The 23784-nt window shown below is 74.0% G+C and carries 22 protein-coding genes and 1 tRNA gene; 10 read left to right on the top strand and 13 right to left on the bottom strand.

Annotated features, from left to right (window positions below; genetic code table 11):
• Positions 1 to 19 precede the first annotated feature (19 nt).
• The gene (locus tag KUM42_RS13915; protein ID WP_237493125.1) at positions 20 to 598 is read left to right on the top strand and encodes a TetR/AcrR family transcriptional regulator; all 579 of its coding nucleotides are present in this window, start codon (positions 20 to 22) and stop codon (positions 596 to 598) included.
• A gap of 14 nt (positions 599 to 612) precedes the next feature.
• On the opposite strand, the gene KUM42_RS13910 is transcribed toward KUM42_RS13915, so the two are convergent.
• The 5 genes from KUM42_RS13910 to KUM42_RS13890 all read right to left on the bottom strand — a co-directional run bounded on the left by KUM42_RS13910 (position 613) and on the right by KUM42_RS13890 (position 5758).
• Positions 613 to 1101, bottom strand: coding sequence for a GtrA family protein (locus KUM42_RS13910; RefSeq protein ID WP_237493124.1), 489 nt, complete (start codon positions 1099 to 1101; stop codon positions 613 to 615).
• A 142-nt stretch (positions 1102 to 1243) separates the two neighbouring features.
• On the bottom strand, positions 1244 to 1930 hold the full coding sequence (locus KUM42_RS13905; RefSeq protein WP_237493123.1) for a response regulator transcription factor: 687 nt from the start codon (positions 1928 to 1930) through the stop codon (positions 1244 to 1246).
• Positions 1927 to 3093, bottom strand: coding sequence for a sensor histidine kinase (locus KUM42_RS13900; RefSeq protein ID WP_237496681.1), 1167 nt, complete (start codon positions 3091 to 3093; stop codon positions 1927 to 1929). The genes KUM42_RS13905 and KUM42_RS13900 overlap by 4 nt, the downstream gene beginning before the upstream one ends.
• 210 nt (positions 3094 to 3303) lie before the next feature.
• Entirely contained in the window at positions 3304 to 5526 is a 2223-nt protein-coding gene (locus KUM42_RS13895; protein ID WP_237493122.1) for an MMPL family transporter, read from the bottom strand.
• A gap of 156 nt (positions 5527 to 5682) precedes the next feature.
• Positions 5683 to 5758, bottom strand: a tRNA-Arg gene (locus tag KUM42_RS13890).
• A 198-nt stretch (positions 5759 to 5956) separates the two neighbouring features.
• Between KUM42_RS13890 and KUM42_RS13885 the strand changes: the two genes are divergently transcribed.
• The 3 genes from KUM42_RS13885 to KUM42_RS13875 all read left to right on the top strand — a co-directional run bounded on the left by KUM42_RS13885 (position 5957) and on the right by KUM42_RS13875 (position 8567).
• On the top strand, positions 5957 to 6277 hold the full coding sequence (locus tag KUM42_RS13885; RefSeq protein ID WP_237493121.1) for a GNAT family N-acetyltransferase: 321 nt from the start codon (positions 5957 to 5959) through the stop codon (positions 6275 to 6277).
• 37 nt (positions 6278 to 6314) lie between these two features.
• Complete coding sequence (locus KUM42_RS13880; protein WP_237493120.1) at positions 6315 to 7685, top strand: deoxyribodipyrimidine photo-lyase; 1371 nt, start codon at positions 6315 to 6317, stop codon at positions 7683 to 7685.
• A gap of 72 nt (positions 7686 to 7757) precedes the next feature.
• A complete protein-coding gene (locus KUM42_RS13875; RefSeq protein WP_237493119.1) occupies positions 7758 to 8567 on the top strand; it encodes an Fpg/Nei family DNA glycosylase in 810 nt (269 codons plus the stop codon).
• A gap of 102 nt (positions 8568 to 8669) precedes the next feature.
• Here the strand turns inward: KUM42_RS13875 and KUM42_RS13870 are convergent, their stop codons facing one another.
• Positions 8670 to 9407 (bottom strand): SDR family oxidoreductase, encoded by a 738-nt coding sequence (locus KUM42_RS13870; RefSeq protein ID WP_237493118.1) that lies wholly within the window; start codon positions 9405 to 9407, stop codon positions 8670 to 8672.
• 77 nt (positions 9408 to 9484) lie between these two features.
• Here KUM42_RS13870 and KUM42_RS13865 point away from each other — a divergent pair, with 77 nt between their 5' ends.
• Positions 9485 to 10450: an AraC family transcriptional regulator gene (locus KUM42_RS13865; RefSeq protein ID WP_237493117.1), complete on the top strand. Its 966-nt coding sequence runs from the start codon at positions 9485 to 9487 to the stop codon at positions 10448 to 10450.
• A gap of 70 nt (positions 10451 to 10520) precedes the next feature.
• On the opposite strand, the gene KUM42_RS13860 is transcribed toward KUM42_RS13865, so the two are convergent.
• Positions 10521 to 11267 (bottom strand): SDR family oxidoreductase, encoded by a 747-nt coding sequence (locus KUM42_RS13860; protein ID WP_237493116.1) that lies wholly within the window; start codon positions 11265 to 11267, stop codon positions 10521 to 10523.
• Positions 11264 to 11569 carry a putative quinol monooxygenase gene (locus tag KUM42_RS13855; RefSeq protein WP_237493115.1) on the bottom strand — a complete coding sequence of 102 codons (306 nt, stop codon included), beginning with the start codon at positions 11567 to 11569 and terminating at the stop codon, positions 11264 to 11266. Before KUM42_RS13855 ends, KUM42_RS13860 begins: the two co-directional genes overlap by 4 nt.
• 82 nt (positions 11570 to 11651) lie before the next feature.
• Here KUM42_RS13855 and KUM42_RS13850 point away from each other — a divergent pair, with 82 nt between their 5' ends.
• Together KUM42_RS13850 and KUM42_RS13845 are read left to right on the top strand one after the other, a co-directional pair.
• Positions 11652 to 13025 (top strand): FAD-dependent oxidoreductase, encoded by a 1374-nt coding sequence (locus tag KUM42_RS13850; protein WP_237493114.1) that lies wholly within the window; start codon positions 11652 to 11654, stop codon positions 13023 to 13025.
• Between the two features lie 34 nt (positions 13026 to 13059).
• Positions 13060 to 14190: a PLP-dependent aminotransferase family protein gene (locus KUM42_RS13845; RefSeq protein ID WP_237493113.1), complete on the top strand. Its 1131-nt coding sequence runs from the start codon at positions 13060 to 13062 to the stop codon at positions 14188 to 14190.
• Positions 14191 to 14322: 132 nt separating this feature from the next.
• Here the strand turns inward: KUM42_RS13845 and ppc are convergent, their stop codons facing one another.
• A complete protein-coding gene (gene ppc / locus KUM42_RS13840) occupies positions 14323 to 17124 on the bottom strand; it encodes a phosphoenolpyruvate carboxylase (protein WP_237493112.1) in 2802 nt (933 codons plus the stop codon).
• Positions 17125 to 17182: 58 nt separating this feature from the next.
• On the opposite strand from ppc, the gene KUM42_RS13835 reads away from it, so the two are divergent.
• A complete protein-coding gene (locus tag KUM42_RS13835) occupies positions 17183 to 18097 on the top strand; it encodes an SMP-30/gluconolactonase/LRE family protein (RefSeq protein WP_237496680.1) in 915 nt (304 codons plus the stop codon).
• Positions 18098 to 18169: 72 nt separating this feature from the next.
• On the opposite strand, the gene KUM42_RS13830 is transcribed toward KUM42_RS13835, so the two are convergent.
• The 3 genes from KUM42_RS13830 to KUM42_RS13820 form a co-directional block, all read right to left on the bottom strand.
• Positions 18170 to 19036, bottom strand: coding sequence for a UDP-N-acetylglucosamine-peptide N-acetylglucosaminyltransferase (locus KUM42_RS13830; protein ID WP_237493111.1), 867 nt, complete (start codon positions 19034 to 19036; stop codon positions 18170 to 18172).
• A 108-nt stretch (positions 19037 to 19144) separates the two neighbouring features.
• Positions 19145 to 20344 (bottom strand): ABC transporter permease, encoded by a 1200-nt coding sequence (locus tag KUM42_RS13825; RefSeq protein ID WP_237493110.1) that lies wholly within the window; start codon positions 20342 to 20344, stop codon positions 19145 to 19147.
• Positions 20341 to 21249 carry an ABC transporter ATP-binding protein gene (locus KUM42_RS13820; protein ID WP_237493109.1) on the bottom strand — a complete coding sequence of 303 codons (909 nt, stop codon included), beginning with the start codon at positions 21247 to 21249 and terminating at the stop codon, positions 20341 to 20343. The genes KUM42_RS13825 and KUM42_RS13820 overlap by 4 nt, the downstream gene beginning before the upstream one ends.
• A gap of 132 nt (positions 21250 to 21381) precedes the next feature.
• Here KUM42_RS13820 and KUM42_RS13815 point away from each other — a divergent pair, with 132 nt between their 5' ends.
• Together KUM42_RS13815 and KUM42_RS13810 are read left to right on the top strand one after the other, a co-directional pair.
• Entirely contained in the window at positions 21382 to 22074 is a 693-nt protein-coding gene (locus KUM42_RS13815) for a UdgX family uracil-DNA binding protein (RefSeq protein ID WP_237493108.1), read from the top strand.
• A 121-nt stretch (positions 22075 to 22195) separates the two neighbouring features.
• Positions 22196 to 22495, top strand: coding sequence for a hypothetical protein (locus KUM42_RS13810; protein WP_237493107.1), 300 nt, complete (start codon positions 22196 to 22198; stop codon positions 22493 to 22495).
• Positions 22496 to 22563: 68 nt separating this feature from the next.
• Here KUM42_RS13810 and KUM42_RS13805 read toward each other — a convergent pair whose 3' ends face one another.
• A complete protein-coding gene (locus tag KUM42_RS13805) occupies positions 22564 to 23745 on the bottom strand; it encodes a glucose-1-phosphate adenylyltransferase family protein (protein WP_237493106.1) in 1182 nt (393 codons plus the stop codon).
• Positions 23746 to 23784: the final 39 nt, after the last annotated feature.

Below are 23784 nucleotides of genomic sequence, written 5' to 3'. Positions count from 1 at the left end.
CGTCACGTACGCTCGTCGCATGGGCCGATGGGAACCGGGGGCGACCCAGCGGCTCGTCGTCGCCGCCGTCGACCTGTTCACCGAGCAGGGCTACGACGCGACGACGGTGGCGCAGATCGCCGAGCGCGCCGGGGTCACCCGCAGCACGTTCTTCCGGCACTTCTCCGACAAGCGCGAGCTGCTGGTCGCCGGCCAGGAGACGCTGAGCCGGCTGCTCGCCGACGGCATCACCGAGGCGCCGGCCGACGCGACCCCGATGGCGGCGGTGGCCGCCGGCCTGGAACGGGCCTCCAGCGAGATGGGCCCGGCCAACCGCGAGCTCGGCCCGCGCATCCACGCCGCCGTGGCCGCCAGCACCGAGCTGCAGGAGCGGGACGCGCTCAAGAGCGTCGGCATGGCCGCGGCCATGACCGACGCCCTCGTCGCCCGGGGTGTGCCCGACCCGACCGCGCACCTCGCGGCCGAGCTCGGGGTGCTGGCGTTCAAGCGCGGCTACGCGCAGTGGGCGGCCACCGACCGGGACGACGGCACCGGGCTGGCCCAGCACGCACTGGCCGCCCTCGAGGAGCTGCGCGCCGCGACCGCCTCACTGGGCTGACGGGCCCTCCCCCGTCAGGCGGTCACCGGGGTGCGGTCGGCGAAGGCCCATCGCAGCCCGACGAAACGACCGATCCCGACGAGGCCGGTGACGGCGGTGACCAGCAGCAGCTGGGTGACCGGGCCGGCCGGTCCGACGGCGGTCTCGGCCCCGGCGAGGACGACCGCGGTGAGGACCACCCCGGCCAGCGCCATGCCGCCGCCCTGCAGCTGCGCGGCGAGGGGGCTGACGTGTGCCCCGGCGCGGAAGGTGAGCCGCCGGTGCAGCTCGTTGGCCAGCACGGTCGAGGCCAGCGACCCGACCAGGTTCGCCGGCTGCGTGCCGAGGCCCTGCAGGAGCCAGAGCACGACCCCGTAGAGCAGCATCGAGGTGCCGCCGACGGCCACGAAGCGCACGAACTGGCCGCCCCCGTCCTCGCGGCGGAGCAGCGCGGTCACTCCCCCGCCGACCTCGACCGGCGCGCGCTGCGGTTCCTCGACGCGCTGCAGCAGGCAGGTGCTCACGGGTCACGGCTCCGGACTCGGGACCGGCGTCGTCCGCTGGTCGTCGAGCTCGAGTCTGGCCGCGGCGAGCGGCGTGCGCGTCGTCCTGCGGGAGTGGATCCGTGTACTCCCGCGGTCGTACACGCCCGCAGCACGGGCTCTCTCAGGGCCCGTCGAGCAGACCGGCGCGCATGGCCGCCACCACGAGCCGTGCGCGGTCGGAGACCTGCATCTTCCGCATGGCCCGGTTGATGTGCGTCTTGACCGTGAGGGTGGAGAGGAAGAGGTGGCCGGCGATCTCGTCGTTGGACAGCCCGCGCACCACGAGCCCGACCACCTCCCGCTCCCGGGCGGTGAGCTCCGCGAGGCCGCGCACCTCCTCGACCGAGGGCTGCTCCCGGGCGGCGACGCGACCGGCGGTCCTGGCCAGGTGGCTGACGACGGCGGTGGTCGCGGCGGCCGACAGCGAGGACTCCCCCGCCGCGACCGCACGGACGGCCGCCACCAGCTCCTCGTGACCGGCGGACTTGGCCAGGAAGCCGTTGGCGCCGGTCTGCAGCGCGACGAGGACGTTGTCGTCCTCGTCGAAGGTCGTGAGCACCAGCACCGGCAGGGCCGCGATCGCCTCGTCGGCGCGGATGGCCCGGATGGCCTGGATGCCGTCGACGCCGGGCATCTGGAGGTCCATCAGCACGACGTCGGGCCGCAGCGCCCGCGCCATGCTCACCGCGTGCCGGCCGTCGGCGGCCTCCCCGACGACGACGAGGTCGCCGGCCAGCTCGAGCAGCCCGCGGATGCCGGACCGGATCATGGCCTGGTCGTCGACCAGCAGGACCCGCACCCCGGTCACGCGACGCGCTCCGCACTGCTGCCGCGCTGCGCGACCGGGTCGGGGCTGAGCGGCACCCGGGCCCGGACGACGAAGTCGCGCGCCTCGGCCCCGGCCTGCACGACTCCCCCGAGGTCGGCGATCCGCTCGCGCATGCCGGGCAGCCCGCGCCCGCCGCCGTGGGAGATGGCGACGGCCGAGGGGTCGATGGCGTTGCGGACGGTCAGCTGGACCTCCTGGTCGACGTGCGCGAACGTGGCGCTGGCCCGGCCGTCGCCGTAGCGGTGGGCGTTGGTGAGCGCCTCCTGCAGCACGCGGTAGACGGCGGCGCGCGCCGGTGCAGGCAGCAGCGCGAGCACGTCAGCGCCGGCCGACTCGACGTCCAGGCCGGTGCGCCGGTAGCTGGCGACGAGCTCGTCGACGTCCTCGGACGAGACGTCGGGCAGCAGCGGGACGGCGTCGGACTCCTCGCGCAGCACGCCGAGCAACAGCTGCAGCTCCTCCAGGGCACTGCGGGCCGCGGTCTGCACGTCCTGCAGCGCCCGGTCGGCGGCGGCCGGGGACGCCGTCAGCTGGGCGCGGGCCAGGTTGGTCTGGATGCTGACCACGGCGAAGTGGTGGGCGACGCTGTCGTGCAGGTCGCGGGAGATCCGCAGCCGCTCCTCGGCCACGTGCCGGGTGACCTCCTGCCGGCGGCGCTCGGCCTCCTCCTGCCGGCGACCCAGCTCGGCGGCCATGTAGCGGCGCTGGGCCTGCACCCACTGCCCGATGCCCACCGCCGCGGCGGCCAGCGTGATCAGGCCGAAGGAACCCCCGCCCAGGACGCCGTCTGTCCACGGCAGGTCGGCCAGGGCGGCGGCCACGGCGAACACCACTCCGGCGGCGAGCGCGTCCAGCCGGGGGCGGCGGAGGGAGAACAGCAGCAGCAGCCCGCCGGCCACGGCCCAGGTCGCCGCCGGTGCCGGGTCGCGCACCTCGGCGGCGACGAGCACGGCCGCGGCCACCGGGGTGACCCAGGTGTCACGGACCGCGGTCAGCAGGCCCACCACGCCGAGCGCCAGGACGGCGATGACCTCGTCGCGGTCGACGGGGCCGGCCTTGAGGGTGCTCACCAGCCCGGCGACCAGGGCGATGACGACCAGGCCGGTCGCCGCCAGCGTCCAGGGGTCGGCACGGTGCAGCATCACGCCCGGACCACGGGGCTGCCGGGCGGGTCTCGGACGTTCGGGCAGGGCGGGCATGGGAGGACTGGGCTCTTCTCGTGATGGGGCGAGCTGGAATCTAAGGACCCGCGGTGGCGGCGTCCAACGCCTGACCGCTCGGGCGGGTCGAACGCCGACCGGCGGTGAACCCAGTGGGGCTCACCGCCGGTCGGTCGGTCGGGGTCGCGGGGGTCAGCCGACGAGCTCCGGCTGCCGGTCGCGCTCGACCTCGGCGTCGTCGGCCTCGTCGTCCGCGGTGAGGCCGTGGCCCTCGACGTCCAGGTCGGGCAGGACCCGGTCCAGCCAGCGCGGGATCCACCAGCTGGCCTCGCCCATCAGCTCCAGCGCCGCAGGGACCAGGACCATCCGGACCAGGAGGGCGTCGACGAGCACGCCCACCGCCAGCGCCAGCCCGATCGAGGAGACCATCGGGTCGCCGCCGCTGAGGGCGAACCCGGCGAAGACCGCAGCCATGATCGTCGCCGCGGCCAGCACCACCGGGGAGGCCTGACCGAAGCCGGCCACGACGGCCTGCCGGGTGGACAGCCCCCGCCGGTGCGCCTCGTGGATCCGGGAGACCAGGAAGACCTGGTAGTCCATCGCGAGGCCGAAGAGCACCCCGACCACGATGATCGGCACCAGGCTGGCGATCGGCCGGGACTCCTCCAGCCCGAACAGCGAGCCGGCGACCCCGTCCTGGAAGACCAGCGTGGTGACGCCGAGGCCGGCGGCCAGCGACATCAGGAAGCCCACGGTGGCCAGCAGCGGGATGGCGATCGAGCGGAACACCAGCGTGAGCAGCAGGATCGAGAAGGCGCTGACCGCGATCAGGTAGAGCACCAGTCCGGAGGCGAGCTGGGCGTTGACGTCGACGTCCACCGCGGTCTGGCCGGTGACCGAGGCGGTGGCGCCCTCGACCGTCTGCAGCTGGCTGCGCAGGTCCTCGACCAGCGTGCTGGTGCGGGCGTCGGCGGGTCCGAACTCACTGGTGACGGCGAGGAAGGCGACGTCGCCGCTGTCGGCGACCTGTGGCGGGCTGACGTCGACCACGCCGGCGGTGCCGGTGATGGTGGCCGTGGCGGCCTCGGCGGCACCGACCGGGTCGGCGCCCTCGAAGAGCACGATCAGCGGGTCCTGCTCACCGGCGCCGAAGGCGTCGCTGACGATCGTGTAGGCGGCGCGCTGGGAGCTGGCCGGGTCGACCCCGCCGGGCACGTCGAGCTCGGTGGCCATGCCCAGGGCCGGGGCGGCCAGTGCGGCGACGACCGCGGTGCCGGCGACCAGGAAGACGACCGGACGGCGGACGACACCGTGCACCCAGGAGGAGAGCGCGGTCATCGCCCGGCTGTCCTCCCGCGGAGCTGCGGCCCCGTCCCGCTCACGCTTCGGCAGTGCCTTGCGGCCCATGCCGGCGAGCACGGCGGGGACGGCGGTGAGGGAGAGCAGGACCGCGACGACCACACCGAACGCCGCACCCAGGCCCATCTCGGTGATGAAGGGGATCCGGACCAGGGCCAGGCCGGCCAGGGCGATGACCACGGTGGCGCCGGCGACGACCACCGAGGAGCCGGCGGTGCCGGTGGCCCGGGCGATGGCGGCCCTGGTGTCCAGCCCGGCCCGCAGCTCGTCGCGGAAGCGGGACAGGATGAAGAGCGTGTAGTCGATCCCGACCGCCAGGCCCAGCATCACGGCCAGCACCAGCGTCGTGGACTGGATGCCCTCGCCGGTCGCCGACCAGCCGAGGACGCCGAGCACCCCGACGGCCACACCGGCCAGGGCCATGAGCATGTTGGCGCCGGCCGCGGCCAGCGACCCGAAGGTGATCAGCAGGACGACGAAGGCGACGACCGCGCCGACGGCCTCGGTCGGCCCGAGGATCTCCGGCGGACCGTCCTCCAGCGCGCCGCCCACCTCGAGCCGGAGCCCAGCCGCGGTGAGGTCGGCAGCGGCGGCCCGCAGGTCGGCCTCCACCCGCGCCTGGTCGACCTCCGCACCGTCGGTCTCGAGCTCGACGGCCAGGGTGGAGACCGCGACCGTCCCGTCCTCGGAGACGAAGGGCTGCTGCTCGTCGAAGGGGTCCGAGGCGCTGAGCACGCTGGGCACGTCCTGGGCGCGGGCGACCAGGTCGCCCACCAGCGCGGCGGAGGCGGCGTCGGTGACCGTGGCGCCGTCGGCGGCCTGCACGACCAGCAGCAGCTCGCCCTCGTCCGGGGCCACCCGCTCCGGGAACTCGCGCTCCATGGTGGCCAGGGCGGTGGTGGACTCCGCACCCGCGATGGAGAAGGCGGAGTCGGAGAACTTCGCGCCGGTGACGGTGAGCAGGGCGAAGACGGCGGTGACCAGCACCCACGCGACCGCCACCACCCCGCGGTGACCGGCGCTGAACGCGCCGACCCGGGACAAGAACCTGGACATCGGGACCCCTCGGTGACCGTGGTCCGCGGTGCGGACCTGATGAGGAAGACCCTGGTCGCGGGCGGAGCTGCGGTCGTCATCCGCACGCGGTGACCCGACTACTGCGGGCGCGGTACGTGAGGTCGCGGGCCGCCGGTGGAGCCGGCGCGCTCGTCGTGGTGCCCCCGGCAGGATTCGAACCTGCGGCACACGGTTTAGGAAACCGATGCTCTATCCCCTGAGCTACGGGGGCTCGTCGGGCGCGCGAGCAGCGCTCCCGACCGGGGTGTGCGGGGACGAGGCTAGCGGGCGGCCGTCCGGACCGAGGGAACCTCCCCGCCCTCCAACGCGTCGGAACAGATGCGGGCGGCAACGTGTCGCAACAGTTACCTTGTCCAACACGCACATGCCCCGGCAACGACGCCGGCGCCGCGGGAGGTGGAGAACCCAGATGGAGATCACCGTGGTCGACGTCCCCGAGCGGGGACGGTTCGAGATCCGGGACGACGACCGCGTCGTCGGCTTCGCGACGTACCACGTCGACGACGAGCTGATGACCCTCCCGCACACCGAGGTCGACCCGGCGATGGGCGGCCGCGGGCTGGGCACGCAGCTGGTCGCCGGCGTGCTGACCTCGGCCCGGGAGCGCCACCTGCACGTGCTCCCCTACTGCTCGTTCATCCGCAAGTACCTGCTCGACCACCCCGCCGACCTCGATCTCGTCGCCGAGGCCGACCGGCCCACGTTCGGGCTGGTCGCCGCCGCCAGCTGACCTGCGGTGCGCAACCGGGTTGCCTAGGCTCAGCGGCGTGCCCACCGCTGTCCTCTGGTTCCGCCGCGACCTCCGGCTGACCGACCACCCGGCACTGCTGGCCGCGATCGAGGCGGCCGGTCCCGACGGCAGCGTGCTGCCGGTGTTCGTCTTCGACGACCGCATCTACGGTCCCGCGGGCGACCCGCGCCGGGCCTTCCTGCTCGACTGCCTCGCCGACCTGCGCGAGCAGACCGGCGGGGCGCTGGTGTTCCGCACCGGCGACCCCGCCCAGGTGCTCCCCCGGCTGGTCGAGGAGCTGGGCGCGGGGTCGGTGCACCTCACCGCCGACGCCGGCCCGTACGGCCGGCAGCGCGACACGGCGGTCGAGCAGGCGCTGGGCGACGTCCCCTTCGTGCGGACGGGCTCGCCGTACCTGGTCGCCCCCGGCCGGGTGGTGAAGAACGACGGCACCCCGTTCAAGGTCTTCACCCCGTTCACCCGCGCCTGGCGCGAGCACGGCTGGCACGCACCCGCCCCGCGCCCGGACGACGTCCCGTGGGCGACCGGGGTGCGCTCCGACGACCCGCCCCCGCGGCCCGAGCTGGACGGCGTCCGACTGCCCCCGGCCGGTGAGGCCGCCGGGCTCGACGCCTGGGCGCACTTCCGCGACGAGCGGCTGCTCGGGTACGCCGAGGGCCGCAACACCCCCGGCACCAACGGCACGAGCCGGCTCTCGGCCTACCTGAAGTACGGCTGCGTGCACCCGCGCACGCTGGTCGCCGACCTGGCCGCGCACGACGACGGCGGAGAGTCGGTCCGCCGCTACACCGACGAGCTGGCCTGGCGGGACTTCTACGCCGACGTCCTCTGGCACCGTCCCGACTCCGCCCGCGCCTACCTGAAGCCCGAACTGCAGTCGATGGCCTACGACTCCGGCCCGCACGCCGACGAGCTGCTCGAGGCCTGGCGCACCGGCCGCACCGGCTTCCCGATCATCGACGCCGGCATGCGGCAGATGCTCGGCGAGGCCTACGTGCACAACCGGGTGCGCATGATCGTCGCCTCGTTCCTGGTGAAGGACCTGCACCAGGAGTGGACGGTGGGCGCGAAGGTCTTCATGGAGCACCTGGTCGACGGCGACCTGGCCAGCAACCAGCACGGCTGGCAGTGGGTGGCCGGCACCGGCACCGACTCCTCGCCGTACTACCGGGTGTTCAACCCGGTCACCCAGGGCAAGAAGTTCGACCCCGACGGCACCTACGTCAAGCAGTGGGTGCCCGAGCTGCGCGACCTGGACCCGAAGTACGTGCACGAGCCGTGGACGGCGCCCGGCGGCATCCCGGCGGGCTACCCCGCGCCGATCGTCGACCACGCGCACGAGCGGCTGGTCTCCCTCGACCGGTACAACGCCGTCCGGGCGCAGTGATGTCGGCTGTCTCACCCGCCCCGTCGTGGCGGGGCCGCACCACCGCGGGCAGGCTGGACGGGGTGATCATCAGTGCCTGAGGGCCACACCCTGTTCCGGCTGGCCCGCGAGCAGCAGGCCGCGTTCGCCGGCCGCGAGGTGCACGTCACCAGCCCGCAGGGCCGCTTCACCGGCCAGGCGGAGATGCTGGACGGCCGCGTGCTCGACGAGGTCACGTCCTGGGGCAAGCACCTGTTCGCGTACTTCGGCCCGGACGTCGTCCACGTCCACCTCGGGCTGTACGGCAAGTTCACCTCCGGCACCGGGCTGCCGCCCGAGCCCCGCGGCGCGCTGCGGATGCGCTGGGAGGGACCCGGCGAGGACGGCGAGGGCGTGTGGACCGACCTGCGCGGCGCCACCGCCTGCGACCTGATCACCGACGGCGAGGTGCAGCTGATCCTCGACCGGCTGGGCCCGGACCCGCTGCGCAAGAAGTCCGACCCGGCCAAGGCGTTCGCCCGGATCTCCCGCAGCAAGGTGTCGATCGGTGCGCTGCTGATGGACCAGGCCGTGCTCGCCGGGGTCGGCAACGTCTACCGGGCCGAGATCCTGTTCCGGCAGCGGATCAGCCCGTTCCGCCCCGGCAGGGACCTCGACGCCGAGTCCTGGGACCGGATGTGGGCCGACCTCGTCGTGCTGCTGCGGGCCGGGGTCAAGGCGGGCCGGATCGTCACCACCGAGCGCGAGGACCGGGAGCGCCGCCGCGGCCCGGCGCTGCGCGAGGACGCCCACTACGTCTACCGCCGTCAGGGCCTGCCCTGCCGGATCTGCGGCACGGAGGTCCGCACCGAGGTCATGGTCGGCCGCAACCTCTTCTGGTGCCCCACCTGCCAGGCGGTCTGAGCGGAGTGGGCCCGTCGGCGTGACGCCGACGGACCCACTCCACCACCGCCCTCATGGAGTCCCAGCGCTCGGGGAGTGATGCGCTGGGACTCCATCAGCGGCTCAGGCCTGGGCGGTGGGACGGACGACGATCTCGTTGACGTCGACGTCGTCGGGCTGCTCGATCGCGTAGGCGATGGCCCGGGCGATCGCCGCCGGCGGGATCGCGATCCGGTCGCGCTGGGCGAGCAGCTGCTCCCGGACGTCGGGGTTGCGCACCCCCGCCGCGAAGTCGGTACCGACGAAGCCCGGGGACACCGTCGACACCCGCAGCGCCGCCCCGGCCTCCTGCCGCAGACCCTCGGAGAAGGTGCGGACGGCGTTCTTCGTCGCGGCGTACACCGCCTGGTCCGGGGTGATCCGCAGCCCCGAGGTCGACACCACGGTGACGAACTGACCAGACCCCTGCCGGCGGAAGACCGGGAGCGCCGCGGCGACGCCGAAGAGCACGCCCTTGAGGTTGACGTCGATCATCTCCTCCCAGCCGTCGACGTCGAGCTCGTCCAGCGGTGCGATGTGCCCGACGCCGGCGTTGGCGACCAGCACGTCCAGCCGGCCCCACCGCTCCTCGGCCGCGGCGACCAGGGCGGTGAGGTCGGCCCGCCGGCGGACGTCGGTGGGGACGTGCACGACCTCACCGCCGGCCCGGGTGATGCGCTCGGCCACGTCGATGAGGTGGTCGGCCCGCCGCGCACCGAGGGCGACGCGGGCTCCCCGCTCGGCGAGCAGCACTGCCGTCGCCTCCCCGATCCCGCTGCTGGCGCCGGTGATGGCCACGACCTTGCCGTCGATCCCTGTCATGCGGACGACGCTAGGACCGCAGCCCGGGCGCATCCATGACGCATCAGCCTCTTTTCTTGCTCGATACTCTCGTCGGCATGGACCCGTTGTCCCGCGTGATCGAGCTGCTGACCGTGCAGAGCGCGGTGTCGTCCCGGCTCGAGGCAGGCGGTACCTGGGCGCTGTCGTTCCCCGGCGTGCGGCACGTGAAGTTCGGCGCCGTGCACTGCGGCGAGGCCTGGCTGCGTGTGGGCCCGGACGGCACCGAGCACCACCTGGCGGCCGGCGACTGCTTCGTGCTCACCACCGGCGCGGGCTACGCGGTGGCCTCCGCACCCGGGCTGGAGGCGGTCGACGGGCTGGCGGTGTTCCGCGGTGCGGTCGGCGGCCGGGCGCGCGTCGGCAGCGGCGAGGACGTCGTCCTGACCGGTGGGCGTTTCGTGTTCGACGACCGCAGCGCACGGCTGCTGCTCGACGTGCTCCCGCCGCTGGTGGTGGTCGCCGCCGACGGCGAGCACGCGGCACCCCTGCGGGCCGCCCTCGACCTGTTCGCCCACGAGACCGCGGGCCGTCGGCTCGGGGGGTCCCTGCTCACCGAACTGCTCGGCCAGGTGGTGTTCGTCGAGGCCCTGCGTGCCGCCGTGGACGCCGGAGGCGGCCGGGTGCACGGCTGGCTGGCCGCCCTCGCCGACGACCGGATCGGCGCGGTGCTGCGGCTCATGCACGAGGACCCGGCGCGGCGCTGGACGGTGCCCGAGCTCGCCCGGACGGCGACCATGTCGCGCTCGGCCTTCGCCGTCCGGTTCCGCACGCTGGTCGGGTCGCCGCCGCTGGACCACCTGTTGCGGCTGCGCATGCACGCCGCCGGCCGCGACCTGCGCCGCGGGGACGTCACCGTCTCGGCCGTGGGCACCGCCTGGGGCTACGGGTCGGACGCCGCCTTCTCCAACGCGTTCAAGCGGGTGATGGGCACCTCGCCGAGCAGCTGGCGCGCCCAGGACTCCCCCGCCACCCCCGCACCCGACGTCACCGACGCCGCCGGAGTCCCAGCGATCGGTCCCTGATGCGCTGGGACCTCATCGAGGGCGCGGGTGGAGTGGGTCCGTCGACGTCACGCCGACGGACCCACTCCGCTCAGTCCTCGGCGGTGGGGCGGACGACGATCTCGTTGACGTCGACGTCCGCGGGCTGCTCGATCGCGAACGCGACGGCGCGGGCGATCGCCGAGGGGTCGATGGCGATCTCGTCCTTGGACTCCTCCATCTGCGCGCGGGCCTCGTCGTTCTTGGTGCCCTGGGTGAAGTCGGTGGCGACCATCCCCGGCGACACGGCCGTCACCCGGATGCTGTCCCCGACCTCCTGGCGCAGCGCCTCGGAGAACGTGCGGCCGGCGTTCTTCGTCGCGGCGTAGACGGCGGTACCGGGCGAGATCTGCAGCCCGGCGACGGACAGCACGGTCACGAAGTGCCCCGACCCCTGCTCCTGGAAGACCGGCAGCGCCGCCGCGACCCCGTACAGCAGGCCCTTGACGTTGACGTCGACCATCAGCTCCCAGCCGTCGACGTCGAGATCGGTGATCGGGCCGACGGAGCCGGCGCCGGCGTTGCTGACCAGGACGTCGAACCGGCCCCACCTCTCCCGCCCGGCGGCGACCAGGCCGACCAGGTCCTCCCGCTTCGTCACGTCGGTCTCCGCGACGACGGCCTCGCCGCCCGCCTGCTCGATGCGCCCGGCGAGGTCGGCCAGCTTGTCGGCCCGGCGGGCGCCCAGCACGACCTTCGCCCCGCGCTCGGCGAGCAGCAGCGCGATCGCCTCACCGATGCCGCTGCTGGCACCGGTGACCGCGACGACCTTGCCCTCGACGCCGGGCGCCCCGGTCACAGCCGGCCCTTGGGGTCCTCGGCCGGGAGCGGGGACAGCAGGCGCACCCCGGGAGGGCCGGCCAGGTCGTCGCCGACCGTGGCCATCATCGTGGTGAAGGCCTCGGCCTTCTCGTGCTCGGCGATGGCCTCCTCGCTGGCCCAGCGCTCGACGAAGACGAAGCCCTCCTCGTCCTCCTGGACCGAGTAGCGCTCGCAGCCGGGCTCGGAGACCACCTTGGCGGCGGCGGCGGTGAACGCCTCGCGCAGGGCGTCCCGACGTCCGGGCTTGGGGGTGAAGCTGGCGACGATGATGATCGACACGGGCACTCCTGCGATCGGGGCCACCGGGACGGCGGCCGTTCTGCCCTGGCGCCTACCCGCGGTGGGGACGACGATGCGGGACGTGGCCGAGAGCGCACGACCCCTGCGGGTGGCGGTGGTCGGCGCGGGTCCCGCGGGCATCTACGCCGCCGACGCCCTGGCCTCCCAGGACGACGTCCCGGTGGCCGTCGACCTGATCGACCGGCTGCCGACGCCGTTCGGGCTGGTGCGCTACGGCATCGCGCCGGACCACCTGAAGATGCGGGCGCTGCGCGAGACGCTGCACCACGTCCTGGACCACGAGCGGGTGCGCTTCGTCGGCAACGTGGACATCGGTGCAGACCTCTCCGTCGAGGAGCTGCGCGGGCACGTGGACGCCGTCGTCTACACCTACGGCGCCGCCGGCGACCGCACGCTGGGCATCGAGGGCGAGGAGCTGCCCGGCAGCCTGGCCGCCACCGACCTGGTCGCCTGGTACACCGGCCACCCCGACGCCAAAGTCGCTCGGGTCGAGCAGCTGGTGTCCGGCGCGCGGGACGTCGTGGTGGTCGGGGTCGGCAACGTGGCGCTGGACGTGGCCCGGGTGCTTGCCCGCTCCCCCGCCGAGCTACACCCCACCGACATGCCCCAGCACGTGCTCGACGCCCTGGCCGCCGCACCCGTCGAGCGGATCACCGTGCTCGGCCGCCGTGGCCCGGCGCAGGCCAGCTTCACCACGCAGGAGCTGCGCGAGCTCGGGCACCTGGCCGCGGCCACGGTGCTCGTCGACCCCGCCGACCTCACCGACGCCGGGGACGACGCGCTGGCAGCCGAGGACCGACACGTCGCCCGCAACCTGGCCGCACTCGCCGACTACGCCGGGCACGAGCCGGTGCCGGGCACGGTGGGCGTGCGGCTGCGCTTCCACGCCCGCCCGGTGCGGCTGCTGGGCACCGACCGGGTCACCGGCGTCGAGGTCGAGCGGACGACGGTCGACGCCGACGGCCGTGCGGTGGGCACCGGGGAGCTCGACGTCGTCCCGGCCGACCTGGTGGTGCGCTCGGTCGGCTACCGCGGGCACGCGCTGCCCGGACTCCCGCTGGAGGGCGGGACGGTGCCGCACGAGGCGGGCCGGGTGCTGCGCGGCGGGGTGCCCAGCCGCGGTGAGTACGTGGCGGGCTGGATCAAGCGCGGCCCGACCGGGGTGGTGGGCACCAACAAGCACGACGCCCGGGAGACGGTGGCCTCGCTGCTGGCCGACGTCGCGGCCGGCACGCTGTCCCCGCGCGGGGTCGACGACTGGATCGACACCCTGCGCGCCCGCGGCGGGCACCCGGTGCTGCTGTCGGACTGGCGGACCATCGACGCCGCCGAGATCGCGCTCGGCGCCACCCGCGGCCGGGCCCGGACGACGATCCACGACCGGGCCGAGCTGCTCGCCGCCGTCCGCGCGTCCGCGGAGCGACTGGAGGGCTGAGCCCGGCTGGCGCGCGTGCGGCAGACTCGACGGCGTGACCGGCACAGCACAGACCTCCCCGGCGACCACGATGATCTCCTTCGCGCGCGGCGCCCCCTCCACCGACATCGTCGACGTCGAGGGCCTCAAGCAGGCCGCCGTCGCCGCGTTCGACAACGACCCGGCCGGCACCACCGGCTACGGGACGGCGGTCGGCTACGTGCCGCTGCGGAAGTGGATCGCCGAGAAGCACGGCGTGCCGGTCGACCACGTGCTGGTCACCAACGGCTCGATGCAGGCCGATGCCTTCCTCTTCGACGAGCTGGCCACCTCCGGCGCGGCCGTGATCACCGAGCGGCCCACCTACGACCGCACCCTGCTGGGCCTGCGCAGCCGTGGCGCCGACGTGCACCTGGTGACGCTGGAGGAGGACGGGATCGCCGTCGAGGAGGTCGCGGCCCTGCTGGAGCGCGGGCTGAAGCCGACGATGGCGCACGTCATCCCGAACTTCCAGAACCCGGCCGGGTACACGCTGTCGCTGGCCAAGCGGCACCGGCTGCTGGAGCTGGCCGCCGAGCACGGCTTCGTGCTGTTCGAGGACGACCCCTACGTCGACATCCGGTTCTCCGGGGAGCCGCTGCCGCGGATGCTGGAGCTCGACGGTGGCGCGGCGAGCGAGCACGTCGTCTACGCCTCGTCGTTCTCTAAGACCGTCTGCCCCGGCGTGCGCGTGGGCTACCTGGTCGGGCCGCCGGCGATCATCGAGCGGATCCGGGTGCGGGCCACCAACACCTACATCGCGCCGAACATGGTCGCCCAGGCGATGGTCTACGAGTTCATGCGCGGCGACCGGTTCCCCGCTGCGCTCGAGACGGTGAAGACCGCACTCGCCGAGCGGGTCGGCCTGCTGGACACCGCGCTGCGCACCCACCTGCCGCAGGCGACCTTCCGCCGTCCCGAGGGCGGCTACTTCCTGTGGGTGTCGCTGCCCGAGGACGAGGGCCACGACGTCGCCCGGATCACCGCCGAGGCCGCCGCCCGCGGGGTGGCGATCGTGCCGGGCACGGACTTCCTGCTCGAGGGCGGCGAGAACTCCTTCCGACTGGCCTACTCCGCCGTGCAGCCCTCCGACGTCGACGAGGGCGTCCAGCGCCTCGCCGCCGCCATCGAGGCCGCCCGCGCCTGACGGTCTCCTCCCGGACGCTTGTGCTCTGCTCCCTGGGAGGGAGCAGAGCACAAGCGTGCGAGGTCCGACCCCGGCGGCACCGATGGAGTCCCAGGGGTGCGTTCTCCGCGCCCTGAGACTCCATGAGGTGCCTCAGCCGGAGTTGCGCAGGGCGGTGGCGACGCCGTTGATGGTCAGCTGGATGCAGCGGCGCACCAGCTCGTCGTCGTCCCCGGCGCGGCGGCGGCGCAGCATCTCCACCTGGAGGTGGTGCAGCGGCTCCAGATAGGGGAACCGGTTGCGGATCGACCGGCGCAGCGACGGGTTGTCGGCCAGCAGCTGGTCGTCGCCGGTGACCGCCAGCAGCATCCGGACGCTGCGCTCGTGCTCGGCGGTGATCTGGCTGAACACCCGGTCGCGCAGGTCCTCGTCGGGCACCAGCGAGGCGTAGCGGGCGGCCAGGTCCAGGTCGGTCTTGGCCAGCACCATCCCCATGTTCGACAGGATCGTGCGGAAGAACGGCCAGCGCGCGTGCAGGTCCTGCAGCCGGGCCAGGCGGTCGGGGTCGCCGTCGACCCAGGACTCGAGCGCGGAGCCCGTGCCGTACCAGCCGGGCAGCATGATCCGGGCCTGCGACCAGCTGAACACCCACGGGATGGCGCGCAGGTCGGAGATGTTGTCGCCGGCCTTGCGCGACGGCGGGCGGCTGCCGATGTTCAGCTCCGCCAGCTCCCGGATCGGGGTGGCGGCCCGGAACCACTCGACGAAGCCCGGCGTCTCGTGCACCAGTGCGCGGTAGGCGCCCTGGGCGCGGGCGGCGAGGTCGTCGAAGAGCGCGTAGACGTCCTCGGCGTCGGAGCCCAGGCCCTCGATGTCCAGCAACGTGGACTCCAGGGTCGCGGCGACCAGCGCCTCCAGGTTGCGGCGGGCGCGGTCCGGGGAGGCGTACTTGGCCGCGATCACCTCGCCCTGCTCGGTGATCCGCAGCGAGCCGGCCACCGAGCCCGGCGGCTGCGCCCGGATCGCCTCGTAGCTGGGGCCGCCGCCACGGCCGACGGTGCCGCCGCGGCCGTGGAAGAGCCGCAGCCGGATGCCGTTGGCCCGGGCGACCTCGACCAGCGCCAGCTCGGCCCGGTACAGCGCCCACTGCGCGGCCAGGTAGCCGCCGTCCTTGTTGCTGTCGGAGTAGCCGAGCATGACCTCCTGTGCGTCACCGCGGTTGGCCACCAGCGCCCGGTAGAGGGGCTGCTCGAGCATCGCGGTGAGGATCGCGCCGGAGGCCTGCAGGTCACCGATCGTCTCGAACAGCGGCGAGATGCCGACGCTGGAGTGCGGGCGCCCCTCGGCGTCCAGCTCCAGCAGGCCGACCTCCTTGAGCAGGACGGCGACCTCCAGGACGTCGCTGACCGACTCGCACATGCTGATCACGTAGTTCGGGATGGTGCGCGGCCCGATCAGCCGGACCTGCTCGGCGGCGGCGACGACCAGGTCCAGCTCACCGCGGGCCAGCTCGGACAGCTCGGCGTCGGCGCGCACCAGCGGGCGGCGCAGCGTCAGCTCGGCGGTGAGGAGTGCGACCCGGGCGTCCTCGTCCAGGGCGGCGTAGTCCTCGCACACCCCGGCCCAGGCCAGCAGCTCACCGAGCACCTCCTCGTGCACCGAGGAGTTCTGCCGCATGTCCAGTCCGCACAGGTGGAAGCCGAAGACCTCCACCGCGTCGCGCAGCCGGGCCAGCCGGTCGTCGGCCAGCGCGCCGGCGCCGTGGCTGCGCAGCGATGCGTCGACGGTGTCCAGGTCGGCGAGCAGGTCCTCCGGCAGCGCGTAGGGGGTCAGGTCGACCTCCGGCTCGTTGCCCGGCACGTGGCCCAGGACCCGGACGGCGGTGGCGGCCAGGCGGTCGTGGATGCCGCGGATCGCCCGGCGGTAGGGCTCGTCGGCGCGGAACGGGGAGTCGTCCTGGGCGACCTCGGCGAGGGCGTAGAGCGCGTCAGTGGGGACGACCAGCCGGTCGCTCATCGACAGCTCGCCGCCCAGGGCGTCCAGCTCGGACAGGTGGTGCCGCAGTGCCGTCTCGGCCTGGCTGGTGGTGGCCCGGCGGACCGCGTCGGCGGTGACGAACGGGTTGCCGTCGCGGTCACCACCGATCCACGAGCCCGGCTGCAGCATCGGGGTGGGCAGCAGGTCGGCGTCCGGCCAGCGCTGGCGCAGGGCCTGGCGCAGCTCGGTGTTCAGCGCCGGCATGACCTCGAACAGCGACAGCTCGTAGTAACGCAGCGCCTCCTCGATCTCGTCGGCCAGCCGCAGCCGGCTCAGCCGCAGCAGCGCCGTCTGCCAGAGGGTGAGGACCTCGCGCCAGAGGTGCGCGGCCCAGGCCCGCTCGTCGATGCCGTCGGGGCCGGCGTTGTCGCGCTGCCGGATCAGCTCGCTGACCTGCGTCTGCACCGCGGTGATGGTGCGGCGGCGGGTCTCGGTGGGGTGCGCGGTGACCACCGGGACGACGAGCGCGCCGGCCAGCTCCGCCGCCACGGTCTCGCCGTCCAGGCCGGCGGCGTCCAGCAGCTCGAAGGAGGCGGCCAGGCTGCCCTTCTGCGGCGGGGACCCCTCGCGGCGGTGGTGCCGGCGGCGGCGCTCGTGGTGCACGTCCTCGGCGATGTTGGCCAGCAACGAGAAGTGGCTGAAGGCGCGGATGACGTGGTTGGCCGATCGCGGGTCGAGTGCGGCGAGCCGCTCGGCCAGCTCGGACCGGTCGACCTCCGACCGGCGGATGCGGAAGGCCTCGACCCGGGTCTGCTCGACCAGGTCCAGGACGTCGGCACCGGCCTGCTCGCCGATCACCTCGCCCAGGACCCGCCCCAGCAGGCGGATGTCGGCGCGCAACGGGTCGTCGGTGCGCTCATCGGGCTCGACCCCGCCCGGGGTGCGGAGGTCGGCGACGTCGACGGTGGCTTCTGACACGTGCGCAGTATCGGGGGTACGTGTGACGGATCGGTTGCCCGGGGACCATGGGGCCGTGATGCGACTGCGAGCGACCCCGGCCAGCGCCTCCCCCGCCGAGCACGGGGAGGGCCCGATCTGGGACGCCGCCCGGTCCGAGCTGGTGTGGGTGGACATCACCCAGGGGCAGGTCCGTCGCGGCCGGATCTCCGGCGACGACGTCGTCGACCTGGCCTCCCACCACGGCGGCGACACCGTCGGGTTCGCCGTCCCGGCGGCCGACGGCGGCTGGCTGCTCGGTGCCGGGGCGGGGATCAGCCGGCTCACCGAGGACGGCGACGCGCAGGTGCTGATCGAGCTGGCCGACGAGGGCGGCTCGGAGAAGGCTGGCGGCACCCGGATGAACGACGGCGCCTGCGACCGGGCGGGGCGCTTCTTCGCCGGCACCATGGCCTTCGACGAGCGCACCGGCGGCGGCACCCTCTACCGGCTCGACCTCGACGGCACCGTGACCACGGTGCTCGACGGGCTGACGGTCTCCAACGGCATCGGCTGGTCGCCCGACGACAGCACCATGTACCTGTCCGACTCCGGCGCCAAGGCGGTCTGGGCGATGGACTACGACCTGGAGTCCGGCGTCCCCGGCGAGCGCCGGGTCCTGCTGGACTTCTCCGACGACCCGGACGGCGTCGCCGACGGCCTCACCGTGGACGACGAGGGCTGCCTCTGGACCGCGCTCTGGGGCGGGGCCCAGGTGCGGCGGTACTCCCCCACCGGCGAGCTGCTGACCGTGGTCGACGTCGACGCGCAGAACACGACGAGCTGCGCCTTCAGCGGCGACCTGTTGGTGATCAGCACCTCGGTGCACGGCCTGGACGACGAGGCGAAGGCGGCCCAGCCGGACGCCGGCAGGCTGTTCACCGTGCGCACCGGCGTCACCGGCCCCGGCGCCCACCCCTACCGCGGCCCGCTGGGTGACCTCTCGCAGGTGTAGCTCCTGCGTTGCCCGCGTTCCGGTCGCAGTGCACGTGCTGCAGCACGTGCACTGCGACCACAACGCGTGCGATCAGGGGCCGTCTTCGCGGAGGGCCGTCAGGTTGGCGGCGGCCTTGGCGTCACCGCTGAGCTCACCGAGCATGAACTGCTCCGCCGCGCCCGCGACGTCGCCGCGGTCACGCAGGAGCACGCCCAGGTTGTTGTGGCAAAAGACATCCCCGGCGGCGATGCCCAGCCGGTAGACCCGTTCGGCGGCGTCGTCGTCCTCGAGGTCGTCGCTCAGCAGGTTGCCCAGCGGCAGCATCGACCCGGTCTCACCGAGCTCGACGCCGCGCTCGAGCACGGCCTTCGCCTCCTGGAGTCGACGGGCCTGGCGCAACAAGGCAGCCAGGTCCGCCCGGGCGTCCTGGTAGAGCTCGGCGCCGGCCCGCAAGGCGGGCTCGAGGACCGGGTCCCGGGTCGCGTGCCACTGCCAGCAGGCCTGCACCGCCGCGGCCAGCTCACTGCCTGCAGCCACCCCGGCGACGAGCGCATCGGTCGCACGAGCGTGGTCTCCCGTGAGCCGCGACAGCCATGCCTGGTGCACCCACCCGTCGGCATCACCCACCGCCGCAGCTCGCTCGTAGGCGAGCCGAGCGCCGGCGAGGTCACCGACCTCCTCGAGGCAGACACCCTGGTGCAGCCAGCCGTCGACCTCACCCGCCGAGGCCGCTCGCTCGAAGGCGAGCGCAGCGTCGCGCCAGCACTCCTGCGCTGCCAGTGACCACGCCAGGGCGAACAGCGCTGCGCCGCTGCCGGACCCAGCCGCGCGGCGGAAGCACTGCTCGGCTTCGCGGTACCGCTCGGCGTCCGTCAGGTCACGGCCCACGTCCATCAGCGCATCGACGTCGTCCGAACCGTCCAGCGCGGCGAACCGCTGGTCCAGGTCGTCGTCCACCGGCCCATGGTGCCCGGGTGGGCAAGCGGGTTCCGGACCTGCGACGTCCACCAGCCACACGGGGACGGACGGCGACCGGGGACCCGGTCACCGTCCGTCCTCGCCGCGTCAGCTCTCCGCGCGCAGGGCGTCGCGGAGCTTGACCTTGCCGCCGGTGCGCAGCAGCGCGCCCGCGTAGATCCGCCCGCCGATCCGCACGATGACCGCGATCGAGACCAGCATCAGCAGGACGGCGAGGCCGACCTCCCAGACCGCGGCCTCCCCGGCGGCCTGCCGCACCGGCATGACCATCGGCGACAACCCGGGTATGTAGGACGTGACCGTGGCCAGCGTGCTGGTCGGGTCCTGGGCGGCCTGGATCGCGATCACCAGCCCGACGACGGGCAGCAGCGTTGCCGGGGTGAGCACGCTGCCCAGGTCCTCCTGCCGGCTGACGAGCGACGCCGCCGCGGCGAAGATCGACGCGTAGAAGACGTAGCCGAGCACGAACCAGGCGACCGCGGTGAGCACGGTTCCGATCAGCCGGCCGGGCAGGTCGACGACGTCGAAGGCCAGCGCGCCGGCCACGCCGATCACCGCGACCACCACCATCTGGGCCAGCCCGAGCACGCCCAGCCCGATGATCTTGCCGGCCAGCAGCTGCCACGGGCGCATGGTGGCCAGCAGCAGCTCGACCACCCGGCTGGACTTCTCCTCCACCACGCCCTGCGCGACGAACTGCGCGAACAGCACCAGCAGGCTGTAGAGCACCGCCACGCAGATCAGCGCCACGATCGCCGCCTCCAGGTCGGCGTCGGCGTCCGGGTCGAGGGCGACCACGTCGACCTCCGGCGGGGCCTGCAGCTGCACCCCCGCCTCGGCCAGCTGCTGGTCCATGGACAGGCCCTGGACCGCGCCCCGCACCAGGGACTCGACCTGTCCGCCGTCGCTCTCGACCAGCAGCTCGGGCTGGGCCCCGGACGGGCTGAGCAGGGCGCCGTCGACGTCGCCCTGCTCGACCGCGGCGCGAGCCGCCGCCTCGTCGTCGTAGTCGACGACCTCGACCTCGGTGCCCAGCGCGTCGCCCTGGCCCTCCAGCGCGGTCGAGAGCTGGGAGCTCCCGCCGACCACGCCGATCGAGGTGGAGTCGGTGCCGCTGTTGATCGCCACCTGGAAGACGAGCATGCCCAGGACCAGCAGCAGCAGGACGGCCGACCCGACGAGGAAGTTCTTGTCCCGGATCCGGGTGGCGACCTCGCGGGCGGCCACCAGGCGGACCATCCGGGCGGCGCTGGGCGGCTTCACCCCGGTCTGCGCGGGAGCGCTCACGCCGCCACCTCCCGGGTCTGCGTGACGGCGTCCCGGAACAGCTCGACCAGCGTGGGCTCGCGCCAGGCGAAGTGGGCCACCCGGCCGGTGCGCAACGCGGCGGTGAGGACCTGCTGGTCGTCCGCGCCGGGGCCCAGCTCCAGCACGGTGTCCCCGCGCTGCTCGGAGACCACGCGCACCCCGGGGAGCGCCGCGGCCCAGCCGGCCGGCGCCTCGGGGACGACGACCCGCAGCTGGCGGCCGGCCGCGCCGGAGCGCAGCGCGTCGACGGTGCCGCTGGCCACGATCGAGCCGCGGGCCAGGATGCCGACGGCGTCGCAGAGCCGCTCGACGAGGTCCAGCTGGTGGCTGGAGAAGACCACCGGCACACCGCGGCGGGCCTGATCGAGCAGCGCCTCGGCGAGGGAGTCGACGCCGACCGGGTCCAGCCCGGAGAACGGCTCGTCGAGTATCAGCACGTCGGGCTCGCTGACCAGGGCGGCGGCGAGCTGCACGCGCTGCTGGTTGCCCAGCGACAGCTTCTCCACCTTGTCGTTCCGCCGCTCCCCCAGCCCCAGCCGCTCGGCCCAGTGCTCGGCGGCGCGGGCGGCGGGTGCGGCGTCCATGCCGTGCAGGCGGGCGAAGTAGGTGAGCTGCTCGCCGACCTTCATCTTCGGGTAGAGCCCCCGCTCCTCCGGCATGTAGCCGATGCGCCGGCGGACGGCCTCGTCGACAGGGCGGCCGGTCCAGCGCACCTCACCGGCGTCGGCCCGGGCCAGGCCCATCGCGATGCGCATGGTGGTGGTCTTCCCGGCGCCGTTGGAGCCGCAGAAGCCGAAGACCTGCCCCGGCGCCACGGTGAAGGACACCCCCTTCAGCACCTCGTTGCTGCCGTAGGCCTTGTACAGGCCGTCGATCTCGAGCACTGGTCCTCCGGTCGGTCGGCGTGCGGACGTCGCTTCGACGGGCTGAGCCTGTCGCATCACTTTCCAAGTCGTCAAGTGACCGCTCCGCCGGTTCACGCTGCGGCGACGCCCGACGTCGGGTGTCATCGACCCATGAGCACCGAGAACCACCCGGCCCAGCCGCCCACCGGAGTCGGCCTGGCCGGCCTGCGCGAGGCCGCGGCCGGCTGCCGGGCCTGCGAGCTGTGGGAGCCCGCCACCCAGACGGTGTTCGGGGAGGGCCCGGAGACCGCCCGGATCGTCTTCGTCGGCGAGCAGCCCGGCGACCAGGAGGACCGCGCCGGCGAGCCCTTCGTCGGCCCGGCCGGCAAGCTGCTGGACCGCGCGCTGGGCGACGCGGCCATCGACCGCCGGGACGCCTACATCACCAACTCCGTGAAGCACTTCCGGTTCACGCCCACGCCCAAGCGGCGGATCCACCAGTCACCGGGTGCGGAGCACATCCGCGCGTGCAAGCCCTGGCTGGAGGCGGAGTTCTCGGTCCTGCAGCCGGAGATCGTCGTCTGCCTCGGCGCGGTGGCCGCCAAGGCACTGATCTCCCCGACGTTCAAGATCACCAAGGAGCGGGGGCAGCTGCTGCCCTGGACGCCGCCCGGCCGCCAGCTCACCCTGCTCACCGAGCCCGACGCCGACGGCGACGAGCCCGAGGAGGAGGTGCCGGCCCAGACCTGGATGCTCGCCACCGCGCACCCCTCGGCCATCCTGCGGACGCCGGACGACGCCCGCGCCGCTGCCTACGACGCCCTCGTCGCCGACCTCAAGGTGGTCGCCGGCGCCCTCGCCTGACGCCCCGGGGACGCCGGCGAGGCTCCACCGTTGTGCGCTGGACGCTGCCTCCTGGCCGCCGAGACGGCATCGAGTGCACAACGGTGTCGAGCTCCCGGCCCCGGACGGCCAGGATGCGGTGGTGGACGTGGCCGAGCTGCTCAGCGACGTGGTGACCCCGGTGCTCGACCAGCTGCTGCGGCCGGGAGAACTCGACCAGGTCGAGCTGGAGCCCCCGGTCACGGGGCCGTGGCCGCCGACGGTGGCGGTACGGCTGCGGGTCGTGGTGGTCGGCGAGGCGTTCGGGTTCTGGGCGTGGACCCCCGGCCAGGTGGAGGAGACGGCGCCCGAGCTGCGGGCGCGGCTGGCCAGCGACCTGCAGGACCACGTCGCCGAGTCCCGCTTCGGCTGGTCCCAGCTCCGCGAGTACCGGGAGCCGTGACCCACGGTGTGCGCCGAGGCGGGCATCCAGTGTCTGGACCCCGGCCCCGGCGCACACCGTGCGGCAGGTCAGTCGCGCTCGGGCTCCGGCAGGCGGGTCCCGGGGGCGAGGGTGCTGCCGGCCTCGACCTCGGCCTCCCGGCCGACCAGGGTGATCTCGCCGTCGCCGCCGACGGTCGCGCCCTCGCCGACCACCACGTTGTCGTCCAGCACCGCGCGGGTCACCGTCGCCCCGGCCCGCACCCGGACGCCGGGCAGCAGCACCGAGTCGGTGACGGTGGCGCCGGCCTCCACGATCACGCCCGGGGACAGCACCGAACCCCGGACGCTGCCGGAGATGCGGGTGCCGCCGGAGAGCAGGCTGTTCTCGATCTGCCCGTCGTCCAGGACGCGGGCGGCGCTGTGCCGGCCGCCGCGGGTGTGCACCGGCCAGCCGGCCTCGTCCAGGTCGATCGGCGGCTCGGCGGACAGGAAGTCCTGGTTGGCCTGCCAGTAGGACTCCACCGTGCCCAGGTCGCGCCAGTAGCCGTCGAACCGGTGGGCGCGGGCCTTGCCGTCCTTCGTCTGGGCGGGCAGCAGGTGGGTGCCGAGGTCCTCCAGGCCGTCCTCGCCGACCTCGGTGGCGAGCTGCTCCAGCCGGTCGAGCGTGGGGCCGGGGGTGAAGACGAAGACCTCGTTGGTGGCCGTGGTCGTCGCCGGCTCGTCGGGCTTGTAGGCGTAGTCGGTGACCCGCTCGCCGTCGACCTGCACGATGCCGTAGCGGCTGGCGTCGTCCGGGTCGACCTCGGTGGTGACCATGGTGACCTCGGCGTCGGAGGCCAGGTGGCCCTCGACGACCTCGCGGTAGTCGAGCTTGTAGACCGCGTCGGAGCTGACCACGACCAGGGCGTCGGGGGCGAACTGCCGGATCAGCTCCGACTGACGCCACAGCCCGTCGGCGGTGCCGGAGGTGAAGCCGCCGCGCTCGCTGCCGGACTGGAACGGCGGCAGCATCATCAGCCCGCCGGTGGTGCGGTCGAGGTCCCACGGGCGGCCCCCCGCCAGGTGCTCGTTGACCGACTGCGGCTGGTACTGCACCGACACCCAGACGTCGGGGATCGCGGAGTGCTCGCAGTTGCTCAGCGGGAAGTCGATCAGCCGGTACACGCCGGCGAAGGGCATGGCCGGCTTGGCGCGGGTCTCGGTGAGCAGCTGCAGCCTGCTGCCCTTCCCACCGGCGAGCACGAGCACGAGGATCTTCGGGAGGGCCATCACCCAGCGCTACCCGACCACCCCCGGTGCAAGCACCAA

This window comes from Modestobacter sp. L9-4 (assembly GCF_019112525.1).
Classification (GTDB): Bacteria; Actinomycetota; Actinomycetes; order Mycobacteriales; family Geodermatophilaceae; genus Modestobacter.
Note: the sequence above shows the minus strand (reverse complement) of the source record. Positions and strands in the feature narration are given on the sequence as shown.

Coding starts and splice junctions, on each gene's coding strand:
- KUM42_RS13915 (WP_237493125.1), top strand. CDS start 20: ATGGGCCGATGGGAACCGGGGGCGACCCAGCGGCTCGTCGTCGCCGCC.
- KUM42_RS13900 (WP_237496681.1), bottom strand. CDS start 3,093: ATGCTGCACCGTGCCGACCCCTGGACGCTGGCGGCGACCGGCCTGGTC.
- KUM42_RS13895 (WP_237493122.1), bottom strand. CDS start 5,526: ATGTCCAGGTTCTTGTCCCGGGTCGGCGCGTTCAGCGCCGGTCACCGC.
- KUM42_RS13885 (WP_237493121.1), top strand. CDS start 5,957: ATGGAGATCACCGTGGTCGACGTCCCCGAGCGGGGACGGTTCGAGATC.
- KUM42_RS13870 (WP_237493118.1), bottom strand. CDS start 9,407: ATGACAGGGATCGACGGCAAGGTCGTGGCCATCACCGGCGCCAGCAGC.
- KUM42_RS13865 (WP_237493117.1), top strand. CDS start 9,485: ATGGACCCGTTGTCCCGCGTGATCGAGCTGCTGACCGTGCAGAGCGCG.
- KUM42_RS13835 (WP_237496680.1), top strand. CDS start 17,183: ATGCGACTGCGAGCGACCCCGGCCAGCGCCTCCCCCGCCGAGCACGGG.
- KUM42_RS13815 (WP_237493108.1), top strand. CDS start 21,382: ATGAGCACCGAGAACCACCCGGCCCAGCCGCCCACCGGAGTCGGCCTG.
- KUM42_RS13805 (WP_237493106.1), bottom strand. CDS start 23,745: ATGGCCCTCCCGAAGATCCTCGTGCTCGTGCTCGCCGGTGGGAAGGGC.